The sequence below is a fragment of the Massilia sp. DD77 genome (genome assembly GCF_036961685.1).
In the GTDB taxonomy this organism is placed as follows: Bacteria; Pseudomonadota; Gammaproteobacteria; order Burkholderiales; family Burkholderiaceae_D; genus Telluria.
This window is the reverse complement of the sequence record NZ_JBAMDH010000009.1, coordinates 129,808-148,266: the sequence shown is the minus strand read 5'-3', so window position 1 is coordinate 148,266 and position 18,459 is coordinate 129,808. Positions and strand designations below refer to the sequence as shown.

The 18,459-nt window shown below is 68.9% G+C and carries 18 protein-coding genes; 12 read left to right on the top strand and 6 right to left on the bottom strand.

The genetic code is table 11. The annotated features are described in order from the left end of the window. Positions 1-43 precede the first annotated feature (43 nt). A complete protein-coding gene (gene glpD / locus V7778_RS07300) occupies positions 44-1,588 on the bottom strand; it encodes a glycerol-3-phosphate dehydrogenase (protein WP_335553265.1) in 1,545 nt (514 codons plus the stop codon). A gap of 191 nt (positions 1,589-1,779) precedes the next feature. Here glpD and V7778_RS07295 point away from each other — a divergent pair, with 191 nt between their 5' ends. Together V7778_RS07295 and V7778_RS07290 are read left to right on the top strand one after the other, a co-directional pair. Further along, entirely contained in the window at positions 1,780-2,385 is a 606-nt protein-coding gene (locus tag V7778_RS07295) for a phosphohydrolase (protein ID WP_335553276.1), read from the top strand. Further along, entirely contained in the window at positions 2,360-3,190 is an 831-nt protein-coding gene (locus V7778_RS07290; RefSeq protein ID WP_335553263.1) for an SIR2 family NAD-dependent protein deacylase, read from the top strand. Before V7778_RS07295 ends, V7778_RS07290 begins: the two co-directional genes overlap by 26 nt. A gap of 295 nt (positions 3,191-3,485) precedes the next feature. On the opposite strand, the gene V7778_RS07285 is transcribed toward V7778_RS07290, so the two are convergent. Together V7778_RS07285 and V7778_RS07280 are read right to left on the bottom strand one after the other, a co-directional pair. Further along, complete coding sequence (locus V7778_RS07285) at positions 3,486-5,567, bottom strand: ATP-dependent helicase (RefSeq protein ID WP_335553261.1); 2,082 nt, start codon at positions 5,565-5,567, stop codon at positions 3,486-3,488. 392 nt (positions 5,568-5,959) lie between these two features. Then, a complete protein-coding gene (locus tag V7778_RS07280; RefSeq protein ID WP_335553260.1) occupies positions 5,960-6,172 on the bottom strand; it encodes a hypothetical protein in 213 nt (70 codons plus the stop codon). Between the two features lie 184 nt (positions 6,173-6,356). Between V7778_RS07280 and V7778_RS07275 the strand changes: the two genes are divergently transcribed. The 8 genes from V7778_RS07275 (at position 6,357) to V7778_RS07240 (ending at position 12,738) form a co-directional block, all read left to right on the top strand. Then, on the top strand, positions 6,357-6,533 hold the full coding sequence (locus V7778_RS07275; protein WP_335553258.1) for a hypothetical protein: 177 nt from the start codon (positions 6,357-6,359) through the stop codon (positions 6,531-6,533). 36 nt (positions 6,534-6,569) lie between these two features. After that, positions 6,570-7,184 carry a chromate transporter gene (locus tag V7778_RS07270; protein ID WP_335553256.1) on the top strand — a complete coding sequence of 205 codons (615 nt, stop codon included), beginning with the start codon at positions 6,570-6,572 and terminating at the stop codon, positions 7,182-7,184. Further along, complete coding sequence (locus V7778_RS07265) at positions 7,181-7,768, top strand: chromate transporter (RefSeq protein ID WP_335553254.1); 588 nt, start codon at positions 7,181-7,183, stop codon at positions 7,766-7,768. The genes V7778_RS07270 and V7778_RS07265 overlap by 4 nt, the downstream gene beginning before the upstream one ends. Before the next feature lie 58 nt (positions 7,769-7,826). Continuing rightward, a complete protein-coding gene (gene fghA / locus V7778_RS07260; protein ID WP_335553252.1) occupies positions 7,827-8,669 on the top strand; it encodes an S-formylglutathione hydrolase in 843 nt (280 codons plus the stop codon). Positions 8,670-8,822: 153 nt separating this feature from the next. Beyond that, positions 8,823-9,293 (top strand): Hsp20/alpha crystallin family protein, encoded by a 471-nt coding sequence (locus tag V7778_RS07255; RefSeq protein ID WP_335553249.1) that lies wholly within the window; start codon positions 8,823-8,825, stop codon positions 9,291-9,293. 145 nt (positions 9,294-9,438) lie between these two features. Further along, positions 9,439-10,140, top strand: coding sequence for a phosphoribosyltransferase (locus V7778_RS07250; protein ID WP_335553248.1), 702 nt, complete (start codon positions 9,439-9,441; stop codon positions 10,138-10,140). Next, positions 10,137-11,381, top strand: coding sequence for an SRPBCC family protein (locus V7778_RS07245; protein WP_335553246.1), 1,245 nt, complete (start codon positions 10,137-10,139; stop codon positions 11,379-11,381). The genes V7778_RS07250 and V7778_RS07245 overlap by 4 nt, the downstream gene beginning before the upstream one ends. 4 nt (positions 11,382-11,385) lie before the next feature. Further along, complete coding sequence (locus tag V7778_RS07240; protein ID WP_335553244.1) at positions 11,386-12,738, top strand: erythromycin esterase family protein; 1,353 nt, start codon at positions 11,386-11,388, stop codon at positions 12,736-12,738. A 51-nt stretch (positions 12,739-12,789) separates the two neighbouring features. Here V7778_RS07240 and V7778_RS07235 read toward each other — a convergent pair whose 3' ends face one another. Beyond that, a complete protein-coding gene (locus V7778_RS07235) occupies positions 12,790-14,829 on the bottom strand; it encodes a diguanylate cyclase domain-containing protein (protein ID WP_335553242.1) in 2,040 nt (679 codons plus the stop codon). 154 nt (positions 14,830-14,983) lie between these two features. On the opposite strand from V7778_RS07235, the gene V7778_RS07230 reads away from it, so the two are divergent. Together V7778_RS07230 and V7778_RS07225 are read left to right on the top strand one after the other, a co-directional pair. Continuing rightward, a complete protein-coding gene (locus V7778_RS07230) occupies positions 14,984-15,463 on the top strand; it encodes a (2Fe-2S)-binding protein (protein ID WP_335553239.1) in 480 nt (159 codons plus the stop codon). After that, the gene (locus tag V7778_RS07225; RefSeq protein WP_335553237.1) at positions 15,460-17,694 is read left to right on the top strand and encodes a xanthine dehydrogenase family protein molybdopterin-binding subunit; all 2,235 of its coding nucleotides are present in this window, start codon (positions 15,460-15,462) and stop codon (positions 17,692-17,694) included. Before V7778_RS07230 ends, V7778_RS07225 begins: the two co-directional genes overlap by 4 nt. On the opposite strand, the gene V7778_RS07220 is transcribed toward V7778_RS07225, so the two are convergent. Together V7778_RS07220 and V7778_RS07215 are read right to left on the bottom strand one after the other, a co-directional pair. Then, entirely contained in the window at positions 17,681-18,043 is a 363-nt protein-coding gene (locus tag V7778_RS07220) for a hypothetical protein (protein ID WP_335553236.1), read from the bottom strand. The genes V7778_RS07225 and V7778_RS07220 overlap by 14 nt on opposite strands. Positions 18,044-18,098: 55 nt before the next feature. Then, the gene (locus tag V7778_RS07215) at positions 18,099-18,458 is read right to left on the bottom strand and encodes an EF-hand domain-containing protein (RefSeq protein ID WP_335553234.1); all 360 of its coding nucleotides are present in this window, start codon (positions 18,456-18,458) and stop codon (positions 18,099-18,101) included. Between the last annotated feature and the right edge of the window lies 1 nt (position 18,459).

Below are 18,459 nucleotides of genomic sequence, written 5' to 3'. Positions count from 1 at the left end.
GGCCTTGGGCCTTCGCCGGAACGACGTTTGTTTAAATGCGCGGTCATGCCGGCTCCAGCGTTTTACTCCCCTGCTCCGCCATCCACGCCCCCACCTTCTCGGCCGCCCCCGGCGCCAGGTGCAGCCCCAGCTTGGTCCGCCGCCACAGGACATCCGCCGCCGCCGTCGCCCACTCCTCCCGCATCAGGTAGCGCAGCTCCGCCTCGTACAGGCCGCTTACCACTTCCGCCCCCAGGTCCGCCAGGCAGCCCGCCCCGCCCAGCATCCGTTCCACCCGCGTGCCGTAGGCCCGCGCATAGCGCAGCGCCAGCGGCGCCGGCAGCCAGGGGTGGCGGCGCTGCAGGGCCGCTACCCAGCGGTCGAACTCCAGCACCGCGCGGCTTTCGGGCAGCGGCCCGAACAGGTCTCCGCCCGGCAGCACCGCACCCGCCGTCCAAGCCGGGGCGGCGCAGCCGAGCGCGGGGGCCATCCAGTCCATCGCCTGCTCGGCCAGCTTGCGGTAGGTCGTGATTTTCCCGCCCAGCACCGACAGCAGAGGCGGGCCGGCGGCGTCCTGCTCCAGGTAGTAGTCGCGGGTGGCGGCGGCCGCGCTGTGCGCTTCGTCCTCCAGGATCGGGCGCACGCCGGAATAGCTCCACACCACGTCCTCGGGCGCGACCTGGCGCCGGAAGTAGCGGTTGGCCAGCTCGCACAGGTAGCGCTTTTCCTGCACGCCGATGGCCGCATCGCCCGGGTCGCCTTCGTAGTCGACGTCGGTGGTGCCGATCAGGGTGAAAGCGCCCTCGTAGGGAATGGCGAACACCACCCGTCCGTCCGGATGCTGGAACAGGTAGGCGCAGGAATGGTCGAACAGGCGCGGCACCACGATGTGGCTGCCCTTGATCAGGCGCAGCTTGCGGTGCGGGGCTGCGGCGTTGGCCTGGCGCGCCAGCCGTCCGGCCCAGGGCCCGGCCGCGTTGACCAGGCCGCGCGCCCTCACCCTGATGGTCGCGCCCTCCGCCACCAGGGTCGCGTCCCAGTAGTCCGCACGGCGCAGCAGCTCGCTGCACAGGGTGTGCGGCAGAACGGTGGCGCCGCGTTCGCGGGCGTCGAGGGCGTTCAGCACCACCAGCCGCGCATCGTCCACCCAGCCGTCGGAATACACGAAGGCGCGCGTGAACTGGGGCTTGAGCGGCTGCCCGGCGCGGTGCGCGCCCAGCTCCACGCTTTCGGAACCGGGCAGGAATTCGCGCCGCGCCAGGCGGTCGTAGAGGAAGAGTCCGGCACGGATCAGCCAGGCGGGGCGCTGGCCAAGGTCGTGCGGCATCACGAAGCGCAGCGGGCGCATGATGTGGGGGGCGCTGCGCAGCAGGGTTTCGCGTTCCATCAGGGCCTTGCGCACCAGGCCGAATTCGCGGTGTTCCAGGTAGCGCAGGCCGCCGTGGATCAGCTTGCTGGACGAGGAGGACGTGTGCGCGCCCAGATCGTCCTTCTCGCACAGCAGCACCTTCAGCCCGCGCCCGGCCGCGTCGCGCGCGATGCCCACGCCATTGATACCGCCGCCAACGACGAGCAGGTCGCAGTCGACCGTCTTGTCAATTCCGCTCATGCCGCCTCCTTCACACGCGTCCGCACGCCTGATCCAAACCAGTGTAGGAAGGCGGCGCGGAGACGGTGTTTGCCTGGATCAATTATGCGTAGTTTGGCGGCCGCCGTGTGTAAAATCGCCACATGCACAATGTCAAGCAAGCGGTCGCGCAACACGTCCCAGCTCCAGCGAACACCCGCGCCTGGGTGCGCATGCCCTCCGGCCGCCGGCTCGACCTGCTCGACCCCACCCCCTTCGACTGGGACGACGCCGACCTGGCCCTGGGCCTGGCCCGCACCTACCGCTGGGGCGGCCACTCGGCCTGGCCCCTGCCCCTGTCGGTGGCCCAGCATTCGATCACGGTGATGCTCCTGCGCCGCGCCGCCGGCCGCGGCCCGCTATCGCCGCTGGAGGAATTGCGCGAGCTGCTGCACGACGCCGAGGAAGGCCTGCTCGGCTTCGACGCGATTTCGGTCATCAAGCCCTTCCTGGGCGACGCCTTTCGCGACCTGACCCGGCGCCTGGAACACGCGGTCTTCCTGCGCTACGGCCTGCCCGCCTGGGACACACGGGCGCACGCGGCGCACAAGCGCGCCGACCGGCTGGCGGCGGCCACCGAGGCGGTGCACGTGGCGGGCTGGTCGATCGAGGAAGTGCGGCGCACCCTCAAGATCCGCGCCGCCGTGCTGGACGCGGATCCGCTCGCCCTGCACTACGGCTGCACGCCCTGGGAGCCCTGGCCGCCCGCCCTGGCGAGCGAGCGCTTCCTGGCCGAACTGGAGCGACTCAAGCATGCCGTCCAGCGTGCCCCCGCATGAAGCCATCGAGCGCGCCGCCGCCCTGCTCGAGGGAGCGGACGGCCTCCTGATCGCCGCCGGCGCCGGGATCGGCGTCGATTCCGGCCTGCCCGACTTTCGCGGCACGGCCGGCTTCTGGCGCGCCTATCCGGCGCTTGCCCAACGCAGACTGCCTTTCCACGAGGTGGCCTGCCCTGACACCTTCGACGCCGACCCGCGCCTGGCCTGGGGCTTCTATGGCCACCGGCTGGACCTGTACCGGCGCACCCGGCCGCACCATGGTTTCGCACTCCTGCGCGCACTCGGCGAGCGCATGGCCCACGGCAGCTTTGTGTTCACCAGCAATGTGGACGGCCAGTTCCAACAGGCCGGGTTCGACGGCGACCGTATCGCCGAATGCCACGGCTCGATCCATCACCTGCAATGCACCCGTCCCTGCTGCGACGCGATCTGGCCGGCGGACGGCTTCGTGCCGCAGGTCGACAGCACGCAATGCCTGCTCACCTCGGCCCTGCCCTACTGTCCGCGTTGCGGCGCACTGGCGCGTCCCAACATCCTGATGTTCGGCGACAGCGCCTGGATCGATGCGCGCACGGGACAGCAATGCAAGCGCCTGGACGCGTGGCGCAGGAAGCTGGGACGGCTGGCGGTGATCGAACTGGGCGCCGGCATGGCGATTCCTTCGGTGCGCCGCTGCGCCGAGGCGCAGGGCGTCCCGGTCATCCGCGTCAATCCGCGCGAAGCGCAGGTGGACGATGGGGTGTCACTGGCGATGGAAGCGCTCGCGGGCATGCAAGCCCTGGCCAAGGCGGCAGGCTTGAGCTAACGCAAAGATCAGCGCTAAGTGGCTGATTCTATTCAAAGTTTCGCCCTATCCACAAGAATTGTGGATAAGTATGTGGAAAAGCGGCACTTGACAAGCCGCAAGGTCAGTATTGGTGCGGGTTTCAACAAAATGCCCGTTCTACAGGCAAAAAATATCCTTAGTAAAATCAATTACTTGCACAACGGCCACTTCCATGTCCTGCCGCTCCTGCGGCGAAGTCCTACAAAAGTGGGAGCCGGGGGATAAGTCGCGTCCCGCCTTCCGACTTCGGCCTTCATCGTGCCGTCATCTTTCGTCATTTCCATGCGTTCCTGGCGCGCTCCCGCACGAGCATGCGAACGCTCTCCGGAACCGGCCCGCGCACCTCGCGCCGGTCGGCATCGACCCAGGCGCATTCCTCGAAATGCTTGAGCATGGCCGGGGTGACGAAGCGCGTGCGCGCCGCATAGACATGGCGGTCGCCCATCTGCGACTGCTGCTTGATGAAGAAGCGGTTCGGCACCACCAGGTGCAGGTTCTCCTTGGCGCGCGTCATCGCCACGTAGAGCAGGCGGCGCTCCTCCTCGATGTCGTCCTGGCTGCCGGTGCTCATGTCCGAGGGAATGCAGCCGTCCACCACGTTCAGCACGTGCACCGACTTCCATTCCTGGCCCTTGGCCGAGTGGATGGTCGACAGGATCACATAGTCCTCGTCGAGCAGCGGCGGTCCGGCGCGGTCGCTGGTGGCCTCGGGCGGGTCGAGCGTGATCTCGGCCAGGAAGGTCTCGCGGCTGCCATGGCCGCCGGCCAGCGCCGCCAGCTGCTCCACATCGGCGGCGCGCACGTGGGCGTCGTCGTGCATCCGCTCCAGGTGCGGCAGGTACCATTGCTTGACCAGTTCGATGTCGGCCGGCCAGCGCAGCCCGGGCGTGCGCAGGCGCCGGTACAGGGCCAGGAAGGCATCCCAGTCTTCCTTGCTGCGCGCCGGCACGGCGAAGGCTTCGCAGGCCGCCACCGGGTCGGTGCTCTCGCCCACCGCGTCCAGCAGGCGCGAGGCGGTGGCCGGGCCGATACCCGGAATGAGCTGGGCCACGCGGAAGCCCGCCATGCGTCCGGCCGGGTTCTGGGCGAAGCGCAGCACCGCGAGCACATCCTTGATGTGCGCGGCTTCCAGGAACTTCAGGCCGCCGAACTTCACGAAGGGAATATTCCTGCGCATGAGTTCCAGCTCGAGCGCCGCGCTGTGGCTGGCGGCCCGGAACAGTACCGCCTGCTGGGTCAGGGCGACGCCCGCCTCGCGCTGTTCGAGGATGCGATTGCAGACCCAGCGCGCCTGCTCGGCCTCGTCGGGAATCAGGACCAGCTGCGGCTTCATGCTCGAAGCCTTGTCGGTCCACAGCGTCTTGGCGTGGCGTTCCAGGGCGCCGGCGATGACGGCGTTCGAGGCGTCCAGGATCGGCTGGGTGGAACGGTAGTTGCGCTCCAGGGTGATCAGCTGCGCCGGCCGGCTGAACTGCTGCGGGAAGTCGAGGATATTGCGCACCGTCGCCCCGCGGAAGGCATAGATCGACTGGGCGTCGTCGCCCACCACCATCACGCCCCTTCCGTCCGGCTTCATGCCGGTGAGGACCGATGCCTGCAGGCGATTCGTGTCCTGGTATTCGTCCACCAGCACGTGGTCGAACAGCGCCCCGAGTTCCGGCCCCAGCTCCGGGTCGGCCGCCATCTCGGCCCAGAACAGCAGCAGGTCGTCGTAGTCCAGGACGTTCTGCTCCTGCTTGGCGTCGACATAGGCGCCGAACAGGGTCTTGAGCTGGGCTTCCCATTCGCCGCACCAGGGGAAAAAGGCCTGCAGCACCTCGTCCAGCGGCGCGCGGCTGTTGACCACCCGCGAGTAGATCGACAGGCAGGTGCCCTTCAGGGGAAAGCGCTTCTCGGTCTGCGACAGCCCGATCTCGTGGCGCACCATGCCCATCAGGTCCTCGGAGTCGCCGCGATCGTGGATGGTGAAGGAGTCGTCCAGGCCGATGCGCCCCGCGAACTGGCGCAGCAGGCGTGCGCCCACCGCGTGGAAGGTGCCGGCCCATGGCAGGTCCACCTGGGTCCGGCTGCCGGACTTGCCCAGCAGGCGCTGCAGCACGCCGCCCGCGCGCCGCGTCATCTCGTTGGCGGCGCGGCGCGAGAAGGTCAGCAGCAGGATGCGCTGGGGATCGGTCCCGGCCTGGATCAGGCGCGCCACCCGGTGCGCCAGGGTATTGGTCTTGCCCGAACCGGCGCCCGCCACCACCAGCAGCGGACGCGGCTGCTCCACGCCGATGTCGTGCTCGACCGCCGCACGCTGCTCCGGGTTGAGCGCGGCGAAAGGGTCGTCTTGGGCGGGGATGAGGACGGCGGACATGGTGCTCTGGGATGGAAAATGCCATACTGTACATTTATCCAGTCCTGTTGAGCAAGTAGAAAGCGCAAGTCCTTTCCACGGCCGACACAAGGGAACCGACATGTCCTGAAGGTTTACATCTACAAGACGCGCTAAGTATTGGAAAAATAAAAACTTTTCCGGATATCCACAAAGTCTGTGGAAAACACTGTGGAAAAACAGGGGCTTGACACGCCGGATGCGGCCCGGGATGCGGGTTTCAACAATTTGCCTATTGGGAAGGCACTGTGCTTAACTACGAAAATCAAGGGTTTACGTGACGCTGTTGCGGTTTTGACAGCGCCGCTTGCAAAATTAACCACGCACAATTTATGTGCATAAGCAGCCTGGCAGAAACTGCGCGAACCGGCAAATCAGGCCGCCGCGCGGCGCGCCGGATCGAGCAGCACGCGCTCGATGACCTGGGGCTGGACCGCGTGCCGCTTGAGGAACTCGAGCGCAGCGAGTGTGCCGCAGTCGCGCAGCAGGCCAATGCCGCGCGCGACCACGTCGCGCTGGCGCAGGTTGCGCCTCAGGTCGGAAGTGGTGAAGAGGACGGGACCCGGTTCGCTAGGACTGGGGCTCATTCGGGCCTCCATGATGGGGGTGGGATTGCGCCCCACGATTATTCAGCATCACCCGGTGAAGTCAATATCACACTCGTATCACTCCGCCCGGACGAAGGCCGCCCCGCGGTGACAGCCTGCGCTGCGCCGCCCCGCGCCGCTCCTGCCTACAATCGCAGCACCACTTCAACCGAGCGAGGCCGCCATGAGCATGCATCCCGATCCCGACCTGAATCCCGGCGACGAAGCCGAACCCGGCACGCCGGGCGCCGGCGAGGATATCTGCGAGGCCTGCGCCGGCACCGGCCGCCTGGGCGACGGCAAGGCCTGTCCCGAATGCGGGGGCAGCGGCCGCGTCATGCGCGGGATCGGCGGCGGCTGAAAGCCTGGCGAAAGGTGGGCGTGCAATAATGGCCGCATGAGCGCTACACCCTCCGCTTCCCCTGTGCCCGAGCCCGCATCCGGGTACGGCGCCGGCCCCGCCCAGCCCCGTCCCCACTCGCTGACCGCCCTCTTCATCGCCTTCACCCTGCTTGCGCTGCAGGGTTTCGGCGGCGTGCTGGCCGTGGTCCAGCGCGAAGTGGTCGAGCGCCGCCGCTGGCTCAGCAACGAGGAATTCATCGAGGACTGGGCGGTGGCCCAGATCATGCCGGGGCCGAACGTGGTCAACCTGGCGATGATGCTCGGCGCGCGCTGGTTCGGCCTGGCGGGGGCGCTGACGGCGCTGGCCGGCCTGCTGGCCGTGCCGCTGGTCGTGGTCCTGCTGCTGGCCCTGGTGCATGCGCGCTTCGCCGAGAATCCCCACGTGGCCGGCGCCCTGCGCGGCATGGCCGCCGTTTCGGCCGGCCTGATCGCCGCCACCGGCCTGCGCATGGCTGCCACCCTGGCGCGCAACCCGGTGCCGCTGATCTTCGGCGCCGGCATCGCCGCCTGCGCTTTCGTGCTGCTGGCCTGGGTGCGGGTGCCGCTGAGCTGGGTCCTGTTCCCGCTGGGCGGCCTCGGCTGCCTGCTGGCCTGGCGGGGGTTGCGATGAGCGCCCACCAGATCGTGCTCGGCTGGCAGGACTGGCTCGACCTGTTCGGCCACTACCTGATGCTGTCCCTGATGTCGCTGGGCGGCGCGATCTCGACCTCGAGCGAGATGCACCGCTACCTGGTGGAGCAGCAGGGCTGGCTGACCCAGGCCCAGTTCAACGAAGCGATCGCCCTGGCCCAGGCCGCGCCCGGGCCGAACGTGCTGTTCGTGGCCCTGATGGGCTGGCACGTGGGCCTCAACGCCGGCAGCACCGCCGCCGCCTTCCTCGGTGTGGCGACCACCATGATCGGCATCATGCTGCCCTCCACCATCTTCACCTACCAGGTCGCGCAATGGGGCCACCGCAACCGCGAGCTGCGCGCCGTGCGCGCCTTCAAGCAAGGCATGGGGCCGCTGGTGATCGGCATGCTGCTTTCGACCGCCTGGCTGCTGGCGGCGTCCGGCGGCAGCGGCGCCGGGGTCGCCAACTGGCCGCTGTGGCTGCTGACAGCGGTCACCTGCATGGTGGTCTGGCGCACCCGCATCCACCTGCTCTGGCTGCTGGGCGCGGGGGCCGTGCTGGGCGCATTCGGCATGGTGTAGCAGACACGGCCGGCGCGGACACGGCATACTGGCGCTTTCCTTCACTTTCGTTCCCGCCATGCTCGAACTTCTTTCCGAACACGCCTGCTTCGGCGGCGTGCAGCGCTTCTACCGCCACGCTTCCAGCGCCATCGGCCTGCCGATGCGCTTCTCCGTCTACCTGCCGCCCGGCCATGAAGGCAAGCGGCTGCCGGTGCTGTTCTACCTGGCGGGCCTGACCTGCACCGAAGAGACCTTCATGACCAAGGCCGGCGCCCAGCGCGTGGCGGCCGAGGAAGGCCTGATCCTGGTCGCGCCCGACACCAGCCCGCGCGGGGCCGGCGTGCCCGGCGAGACCGAGTCCTGGGACTTCGGCGTGGGGGCCGGTTTCTACGTCGACGCCACCGAGGGCGAGTGGGCGCGCCACTACCGCATGGCCAGCTACCTCCTGGAGCTGCGCGAACTGGTGCTGGCCGAACTGCCGGCCGATCCCGGCCGCGCCGGCATCTTCGGCCATTCGATGGGCGGCCACGGCGCGCTGGTGATGGCCCTGCGCAATCCCACCCTGTTCCGCTCGGTGTCGGCCTTCGCGCCGATCGCCGCGCCCAGCCGCTGCCCCTGGGGCAGGAAGGCCTTCGGCGGCTTTCTTGGACCGGACACGGCAGCCTGGGAAGCCTACGACGCCAGCGCTCTGATGGCCGGCATGGCCAAGGCGCCCTTCCCCGGCGGCATCCTGGTCGACCAGGGACTGGCCGACAAGTTCCTGGCCGAACAGCTGCTGCCCGAAGCCTTCGAACAGGCCTGCGCCCGCGCCGGCCAGCCGCTCGAACTGCGCCGCCATCCCGGCTACGACCACGGCTATTACTTCATCCAGAGCTTCGTCGCCGACCACCTGCGCTTCCACCGCCGCCAGCTCGGCTGAACACCTGTCCTGGCGGGGAACCGCTTCCCGCCTCTCCGCCGGCGGCCGGGCGGCCGCCGCTCACGCCGCTTGAAACTTGCCTGGCCCTGCCCTATAAAGAAAGTGCCGGCATGGCCGGCATATGCATCATGTCCAACCGAATCGGAGGCCATCATGAATCTCGTCAGGAGAAGCGGTTCGCCGCTGCCGGCCTACCGTCCGGGCTCGGTCGAGGACCAGTTCGGCCGGATGGTCGAGACCATGTTCGAGGACTTCTTCGCGCCGCTCGCGCAAGGCGGGCGCTGGAGCGAGGAAGGCGCCCTCACCCCACGCTTGAACGTCGCCGAAACCGACAAGACCTATGAAGTGCAGGCCGACCTGCCGGGCGTCGCGAAGGAGGACGTCAAGGTCAGTATCGACGGCGCGCGCGTACAGATCGAGGCGGAATGCCGTCAGGCAAACGAACGCCGCGAGGGCGAAACGGTGGTGTATGCTGAACGTACCGCACGCAAGTTCATGCGCAGCTTCACCCTGCCGCAGGAAGTCGACGACACGACCGCGCAGGCCAGGCTCGAGAACGGCGTCCTTCAGTTGTCCCTGCCGAAAAAACAGGGCAGCGAAGCGCGCCGCCTGACCATCCAGTAAGCGCCTGGCGCCACGCACGGGCCACCGCCGGGTGGTTCGCAAGACCGCGTGCGGCGTATGCCGCAAGAAAACGCGGTCTTTTGTTTTTTCGCGGTGCGGCGCATGCCGCAGGAAACGCCGTCTTTCGTTTTTCAGGACGCGCAGCATGGAACACGAGGGCTTCAGCGACCGCGCGCACGCGGGCAGGCAGCTGGCGCGCAGGCTCAAGCGGTATGCGGGCAGCCAGACACTGGTGCTGGCGCTGCCGCGCGGCGGCGTGCCGGTCGCCTTCCCGGTCGCCGAGGCCCTGCATGCCGAGCTCGACCTGATGCTGGTGCGCAAGCTCGGCCTGCCCGGGCAGGAAGAATTCGCCATGGGCGCGATCGCCGGCGGCGGCGTGCGCGTCCTGCAGCCGGGCGTGCCCGGGCTGATGGGAGTGACGCAGCAGCAGGTCGACGCCGTGACCCTGCGCGAGGAGCAGGAACTGGCGCGGCGCGAGCGGCGCTACCGGGGCGCGCGGCCCCAGCCCGTGCTGCGGGGCCGCACCGTGATCCTGGTCGACGACGGCATCGCGACCGGGGCGACGATGGAGGCGGCGGTCGAGGTGGCGCGTCGCCAGCACCCCGGCCGGCTGGTGGTGGCCGCGCCGGTGGGCGCGCCCGATACCGTCGCCGCCCTGGAGGAACAGGTCGACGAGGTGGTCTGCCTGGTGACGCCGCCGCGCTTTCGCGCGGTGGGCCAGTGGTACCGCGAGTTCGACCAGACGACCGACGAGGAAGTACAGGACCTGCTGGCGCAGGCCTGGGCGGCGACGCCCGGCCAGGAAGGCAAGCGCCGGCCCCAACCCAATCGAGAGGAGCCGACATGAAACAGATCAAGACCGACAACCGGATGGAACTGGGCGACATGGGCAAATGGATCGGCGCGGCCGCCGCCGGCGCCCTCTTGATGTACGTCTTCGATCCCGAACGCGGGAGGGCGCGGCGGGCCTATGCCGCCGACGCGGTGCGCGACGCCGGCCATCATACCGGCGACGCCATCGGCAGCGCCCTGCGCATCGCGGCCGACCGCCTGAACGCGGCGCGCGACGGCGCCTCCGCGGCCTATGCCCGCGCCGACGCCATGGCCACCCGGGCCGGCGAACGGATCGCCGACGCCGCCCATGACGCCGCCGCGAGCGCGTCCGGCGCCGCCTCGCGGGCGCGCGGACGCATCGCCTCCGCCGCCGATGAGGCGCGTGAATGGCGCGAGGAGCGCGAGTGGCGCAAGGACCGTGAATGGCGCGAGCAGGGCCGCGAGGACGCGCGCGCACTGCGCCACGACATCGAACGCAATACCTGGGAGGCGCGCGGCCGCATGGACGCGGCGGCCGACCATGCCCGTTCGCGCGTGCGCGACGCCGCCGCCCAGGCGCGCGGCTGGCTCGACGAACTGGTGAACGCCTTCGAGCACCGCAGCCCCGCCATCACCAACTCCGCCCTGCTGGGCAGCGGGGTACTGGGCCTGACCGGCCTGGCGCGCCGTTCGCCGCTCGGCGTCCTGCTCGGCCTGGGCGCGCTGGCCCTCCTGGTCAAGAGCGGTGGCGGCGCGCGCCTGGCCGGCATGGTGCGCAGCCGCAGCCTCGGGGGACGCATCGAGGTCGAGAAATCGATCGAGATCGACGCCGCGCCCGGAGAGGTGTACGACGCCTGGTCGAACTACGACAACTTCCCGCGCTTCATGTCGCACGTGAGCGAAGTGCGCGACCTGGGCCACCGCCGCTCGCACTGGGTGGTCAAGGGTCCGGGCGGCAGCGAGTACGCGTGGAACGCCGTCATGACCGAACAGGCCCGCCCCGACCACATGGCCTGGCGCAGCGAACCGGGCTCGGAGATCGAGCAGGAAGGCGCGGTGAGCTTCGAGCCGGTACGCGGCGGCACCCGGGTCACGGTGCGCATGGCCTATACGCCGCCGGGCGGCGCCTTCGGCCACGGCCTGGCGCGCATGCTCGGCGAGGACCCGGAACGCCGGATGGACGAGGACCTGGCGCGCATGAAGTCCTTCATCGAGCGCGGCGTGACCCCTTACACGGCCCACCACACGCCCGCCAGCGACCGAACGCTGCATTGACATCATGGCCACCATCACCGACTCCACCCTCGATGCGATCCGCTCGCAGGCCGTGGCGGTCACGGGCGCCGCGGGCGACTACGACGCCCTGCTCGACCTGGTCGGCAACGCCCGCTTCGTGCTGCTGGGCGAAGCCACCCACGGCACCCACGAGTTCTACGCGGAGCGGGCGCGCATCACGCGCCGCCTGATCGAGGAAAAGGGCTTCACCGCGGTGGCGGTGGAAGCCGACTGGCCCGACGCCTACCGGGTCAACCGCTACGTGCGCGGCCACGGCCACGACCCGGACGCCCGCACCGCCCTGTCGGGCTTCGAGCGCTTCCCGGCCTGGATGTGGCGCAATACCGCCGTGCTCGAGTTCGTCGAGTGGCTGCACGCGCATAACGCGGCCAGCGCGGCCGCCGCCGGCGCCGGGGACGGTGTCGGCTTCTACGGGCTCGACCTGTATAGCCTGTACACCTCGATCCACGAGGTGCTCGGCTACCTCGACCGGGTCGACCCTGCCGCCGCGCGCGAGGCGCGCCGCCGCTATGCCTGCTTCGACCACTACGACCGCGACAGCCAGCAATACGGCTACGCGGCCAGCTTCGGCATGAGCGAATCCTGCGAACAAGGCGTCTTGGCGGCCCTGCACGACCTGCAGCAGCGCGGCTTCGACTACATGCAGGGCGACGGCATCGACGCCGAGGACGCCTACTTCTGCGCCCAGCAGAACGCACGCCTGGTGAAGAACGCCGAGGAATACTACCGCACCATGTTCCGCGGCCGGGTCTCGTCCTGGAACCTGCGCGACAGCCACATGGCCGAGACCCTGGACGCGCTCGCGCGCCACCTCTCGCGCGACGGCAAGCCGGCGCGGATCGTCGTGTGGGAGCACAATTCCCATATCGGCGACGCGCGCGCCACCGAGATCGGGCGCATGGGCGAATGGAACGTGGGCGAGCTGGCGCGCAAGGCCTATGGCCAGGATACCTGCCTGATCGGTTTCTCGACCTACGAGGGGCGCGTGACGGCGGCCTCGGAATGGGACGGACCGGCCGAGCACAAGCACGTGCGGCCAGGGCTGGCCGGCAGCTACGAGCACCTGCTGCACAGCACCGGCCTGGGCGACTTCTATGTGCCGCTGCGCGATCCCGGTCCGGCGCGCGAAGTCCTGATGGAGGGGCGCCTGGAGCGCGCCATCGGCGTGCTCTACCTGCCGCGCACCGAGCGCCAGAGCCACTATTTCATGGCCCAGCTGCCACGCCAGTTCGACGCCGTGATCCACTTCGACCGGACCACGGCGGTGGTACCGCTCGATCCGACCAGCGGCTGGCATTCGAACGAACCGCCGGAGACCTATCCGCAGGGACTATAAGAACGAGCCGCAGCTTGTACCTAGGGTTGGCCACCCTCTCCGCCCTTCCGCTCACTCCCCCGGCGCCGCCAGCCCTGGCGACGCCGGCCGCACCTCCTTTGGCGACGTATCCTCGTCGAAGACCGCATAGCCGTCCCGCCCCTTCCCTTTCGCCGTGTACAACGCGCTGTCCGCTGCCGCCAGCAGCTCTTCCTGGCCCTGGTTCGGCTGCGACAGCGCGATCCCCACGCTGCTCGACGCCCGGATCGGGCCCTTGCTGGTCTCGATCGGCACCCGCATCGAGGCCACGATCTTGGCGCCGATGCGCTCCGCTTCGGCGCGCGTGGAAATTTCTTCCAGAATCACCACGAACTCGTCGCCCGACAGGCGCGCCGGGGTGTCGGTGTTGCGCACGCCGGCGGTCAGGCGGCGCGCGAATTCCTTCAGCACCTCGTCGCCCACCCCGTGTCCATAGCTGTCGTTGATGCGCTTGAAGTGGTCGACGTCGAGGTAGGCCAGGGCCAGCCCCTTGCCGCTGCGCCGCGCGCGGTCGAGGGCGTGCTGCAGGGTTTCCGAGAACATGCGCCGGTTGGCGATCCCGGTCAGGGTATCGACGCGGGTCAATTGCACCAGCTGGGCCTCGACTTCCTTGGTATGGGTGACGTCGTGCTTGAGGGCATATACGCCGGCCACGGAACCGTCCGGCTGGATGTCGGGAATGAATGTTCCTTGCAGGAAGCGTGGTGCACCCTGGGCGTTCAGATGTACTTCACAGGTGACGCTGCGCCCGGCGTAGGCCTCGTCAAGGAAATCGCGTACCTGGCCATAAGCTTCGCGTCCCATCAGTTCGGAGACCGTCATCCCGACCAGCTCTTCCGGCCGCACGCCGAACCATTTCTCGAAGGTGGCGTTACCGAACTGGAAGCGCCGCTCGCGGTCCAGGTAGGCGATCAGCACCGGCAGGTTGTCGGCGATCAGGCGCAGCCGCTTCTCGGTGGCGCTGCGCTCGCCCTCGGCTTTCTCGCGCTCGGCCATCAGTTCGTAGAAAGCACGGCCCAGCTCGCCGATCTCGTCCTTGCGGCCGTCGCACAGCACGGCGATGTCGGTGGCGTCGTGGCGAATGGACCAGACCCGGTCGCGCAGCGCTTCGAGCGGCCCCAGCAGGCGGAACACCAGCACCCAGGCCAGCATGCCCGAGGCCAGGGCCAGTCCGAGGGCGCCGAAGAAGGCGTTGCGGCGCATCTCCGCGAGCGGCGCGAAGGCCTCGTCGGTCGGGTAGCGCGCCGCCAGGATCCAGCCGGTCGAGCGCAGCCGCTTGTAGGCATAGATCGACTCGCGCCCGTCCTTGCTGCGCGCTTCCAGCCAGCCTTCGTAACCCTTCAAGGCACGCTCGGTCCCGGTATTCGCGCCGGGCTTGGCGGAGACCGGCTGCATGACGCGATCCTTTTCCGGATGGTCGATCATGATTCCGTCCGCGGTCATGAGGAACAGGTAGCCGGTCTTGCCCGGCCTGAGCGCGCCGATCTGGCGCAGGAATCCCGAACCCTGCAGGTCGACGCTCGCCACCAGCACCTGCTCCACCTCGCCGGCGGGGTTGCGGATCGGGGCCGCGAAGATGACGACGTTCTTGTCCGACAAGCGGCTGCGCAAGGGTTCGGAAATCACGCTGGCGCGGGTACGCATCACCCGCTCGAAGTAATCGACGCCGGCGGCGTTCAGGTGGCGGCCGACAGGGAATTCGCGCAGGGTGACCACCATTTCGCCACTGCGCGCCAGGGTCAGGAAATTCAGGTAGTCGTTGCCCCACATCCGGGCCTGCACATCCAGGTATTGCTGCATCAGCATGTTGTCGGACAGCGCGGCGGCCGGGGCATTGGCCGCCACCGCCTCGACCTGGCGCAGCCGGTCGCCGATCCGGTCGTCCATGAAGGACACGGCCCCGGTCAGCATCGTGAACTGCTGGTTGCCGATCACCTCCTTCATGCCGCGCTCGGCGACCGACAAGGTCGACAGCGTGACCAGCAGGGTCGCCACGAATACCAGCGCCGCGGCCACGAAGGCCAGGCGGAACTTGAGGTTCGGCGACGACACGCGGGAGCCAGGCTTATGCATGAGATGCGCTTTGTTGGCTGATCGACAACCAAGTATTACACATAATTAGGTCGCGCGACCAAATTGTGCCTTCCGTGTGCACCTTTTGAACACTGACGAGCCGCCAGGATTTCCGCTAGCATGGTGGATTGACCTGTTTGCCACGAGCGACCCCATGAGTAAATACACCCTGCACATCAACGGCAAGACCCAGGCCGTCGAAGTCGAGCCGGATACGCCCCTGCTGTGGGCTTTGCGCGACACCCTGGGCCTGGTCGGCACCAAGTACGGTTGCGGACTCGGCCAGTGCGGCGCCTGCACCGTCCACCTCGACGGCGTCCCGGCGCGCTCCTGCCTGACGCCGGTCGCCGGTGTCGGCAAGCAGAAGATCACCACCATCGAGGGCCTGGACGCCAAGGCCAGCCACCCGCTGCAGCTGGCCTGGCAGGAACTGGACGTGCCCCAGTGCGGTTACTGCCAGTCGGGCCAGATCATGAGCGCCTGCGCCCTGCTCAAGCAGCACCCGAAGCCGAGCGATGCCCAGATCGACGCGGCCATGGCGGGCAACCTGTGCCGCTGCGCCACCTATACCCGCATCCGCGCCGGCATCCACCGCGCGGCCGACATCGCATCCACCGGAAAGGGCAAGCCATGAGCGCGCCACTGTCTCCCTCGCGCCGCGGCTTCCTGCGCAACGGCGCCATCGGCGGCGCCTTCCTGCTCGGCATGTCGGCCGAGGGCGTACTGGCGGCGGCGACCGGCGCCGCCGGCGCGGCGGGTGCGGACTTCGTTCCCAACGCCTTCATCCGCATCGCGCGCGACGGCCGCGTGACCCTGATTTCCAAGCAGCCGGAAATCGGCCAGGGCATCAAGACTTCTCTGCCGATGATCATCGCCGAGGAACTCGACGTCGACTGGAAGGATGTGCGCATCGTCCAGGGCGACCTGAATCCGGCCTACGGCAGCCAGGGCGCGGGCGGCTCGACCTCGACCCCCACCAATTACAACGACTTCCGCCGCCTGGGCGCCACCGTGCGTGCCATGCTGGTCCAGGCCGCGGCCCAGGCCTGGAAAGTGCCGGCCGCCGAGTGCGGCACCGGCGGCGGCTTCGTGCTCCACGGCCCTTCCAGGCGCCGCCTGGGCTACGGCGCCCTGGCCGAGGCCGCATCGAAGCTGGCGGTCCCTGCGGCCGAGGCGGTGGTGCTGAAGGACCCCGCCAGTTTCAAGCTGCTGGGCAAGCGCATCGGCGGTGTCGACAATGCCGCCATCGTCAGCGGCAAACCCCTGTTCGGCATCGACGTCCAGGTACCGGGCATGCTGTACGCGGTCTATGCCAAGTGCCCAGTGTTCGGCGGCAAAGCCGTGCGCGCCAACCTGGACGCGATCAAGGCCATGCCCGGCGTCAAGGACGCCTTCATCGTCGAGGGCGCCGGCACCCTGAACAACCTGCGTCCGGGCGTGGCGATCGTCGCCACCTCGACCTGGAACGCGATCCGCGCGCGGCGCGCCCTGGAAGTGGAATGGGACGAAGGTCCCGGCGCCGGCCATAGCTGGGCCGATTTCACGGTCCAGGCCAAGGCGGCCAGCGCCAGGCCAGGTACGAGCACGATGCGCAAGGACGGCGACGTGGCGGCTGCGCTCAAGGGCGCGGCCAAGACGGTCGAGGCGGCCTACAGCTACCCTTTTATCTCGCATGCCAGCATGGAGCCGCAGAACTGCACCGCCTGGGCCAGGGATGACGGCACGCTGGAGCTGTGGGCGCCGACCCAGAACCCGGGCGCCGGCCAGGCCCTGGTGACCAGCCTGTTCAACATCCCCAAAGAAAAGATCACCCTGCATATCATCCGCAGCGGCGGCGGTTTCGGCCGCCGCCTGAGCTCGGACTTCATCGTCGAGGCCACCGCCATCGCCCTGAAGGTGAAGGCCCCGGTCAAGCTGACCTGGACCCGCGAGGACGACCTGCAGCACGACCACTTCCGCCCCGGCGGCTTCCACTTCCTACGCGGAGGCATCGACGCCCAGGGCAAGGCCGTGGCCTGGCAGAACCATTTCGTGACCTTCGCCAACCGCGTCGAGCGCGAGGGCCAGAGCGTGCTGCAGCCTGGCAGCGGCGGCAACCTGTCGGGCGACGAGTTCCCGGGCCGCTGGCTGCCCAACGTCCAGCTCGAGCAGACCGCCCTGGAATGCCGCGTGCCGATGGGTCCGTGGCGCGCGCCGGGCAGCTGCGTATTCGCCTGGGTCTTCCATAGCTTCATCGACGAGCTGGCCCATGCGGGCGGGCGCGATCCGCTGGAATTCCGCCTGGAACTGCTGGGCGACAAAAGCGTGGTGCCGGGCACCGGCGAGCGCGGCCAGCCCTACAGCGTGGAGCGGATGAAGTCGGTCCTGATGACGGCGGCCGACAAGGCCGGCTGGGGCAAGAAAAAATTCCCGCGTGGCCAGGGCCAGGGCATCGCCTTCCATTTCAGCCACCGCGGCTACGTGGCCCAGGTGGCCGAGGTCACGGTCTCGCGCGACGGCAAGCTGAAGGTGGACCGGGTGGTGGTGGCGACCGACATCGGCGCCCAGATCGTCAACCTGTCGGGCGCCGAGAACCAGGTCGAGGGTTCGGTGATCGACGGCCTGTCGACCCTGATGTTCCCCGAGCTGAACATCGAAGCGGGCCGCATCGTGCAAAGCAATTTCCACGACTATGGGCTGTTGCGCATGCCGGATGCGCCCGGCAAGATCGAGGTGCATTTCGTCAAGTCGGACTATCCGGTCACCGGCCTGGGCGAACCCGCCCTGCCGCCACTGGCGCCGGCGGTGTGCAATGCGATCTTCGCGGCAACCGGCAAGCGCGTGCGCGAGCTGCCGCTCTCGAAGACCGACCTCAGCTGGACCTGAGTCCGCTGCCTTCGTTCCTGCGCGCCGCCGCATGCGCCGGATCGGTGTCCCTGGCGCCGTGCTGTTCGAGGATGACGGCGGCCTGCTCCAGGCGCGCCGGGTCCTCGGCCGCGACGGTGATGACGCACTTGCTGATTTCCAGCCCCGGCGTGTACACGTCCTTGTAGTCGGTGCCGCCCTTCACCGCTGGCGAATCGCCGACGGTGAAGTTGGCTTCCGAGGGGCCGGCCTCGTCGCCGGTATGGCTGATCTCGATGCTGTCGCGGTCGAACCCGGCGTCGAGCAGCGCCTGGCGCGCGCGCTCGGCGTCCGCGATGTCGTCGATCACGCGGAGGATCTGGTTGTTCATGGCGGCTCCTTCTGTCGATGGCACCACCGTAGCAGAAACGCCGGCGCCCCGGCGCTCATTCCGGCCGGAGGCTCGCCCCATGGGCGGCGTTCACCCGTGCCAGGTAGGTGCGCAGGTCGTCGAAGCTGACGGCGCCGCGGCGCCCGGTGTCGATCGCTTCGAAATGCCTGGCAACAAAACCGAAACCCTTGGCCTCGTCTAGCGTCAGGCTGCCGTCGCCGTCCCGGTCGGCGGCCCGGAATTGCGCTTCCAGCTTGTCCAGCGCCTGGGTGCGCAGCGCCGTGCCCGCCGCCGGCGGCGGTGCGGCCGGGCGGTTGCGCAGCGCCGGCGGTACCTGGCCGTCGACGCCGATCTGGGGCTCGACCTGGGCCGACGCCGCACCCGCGGCGCCGGCCAGCAAAAAGAAAACGGTCATG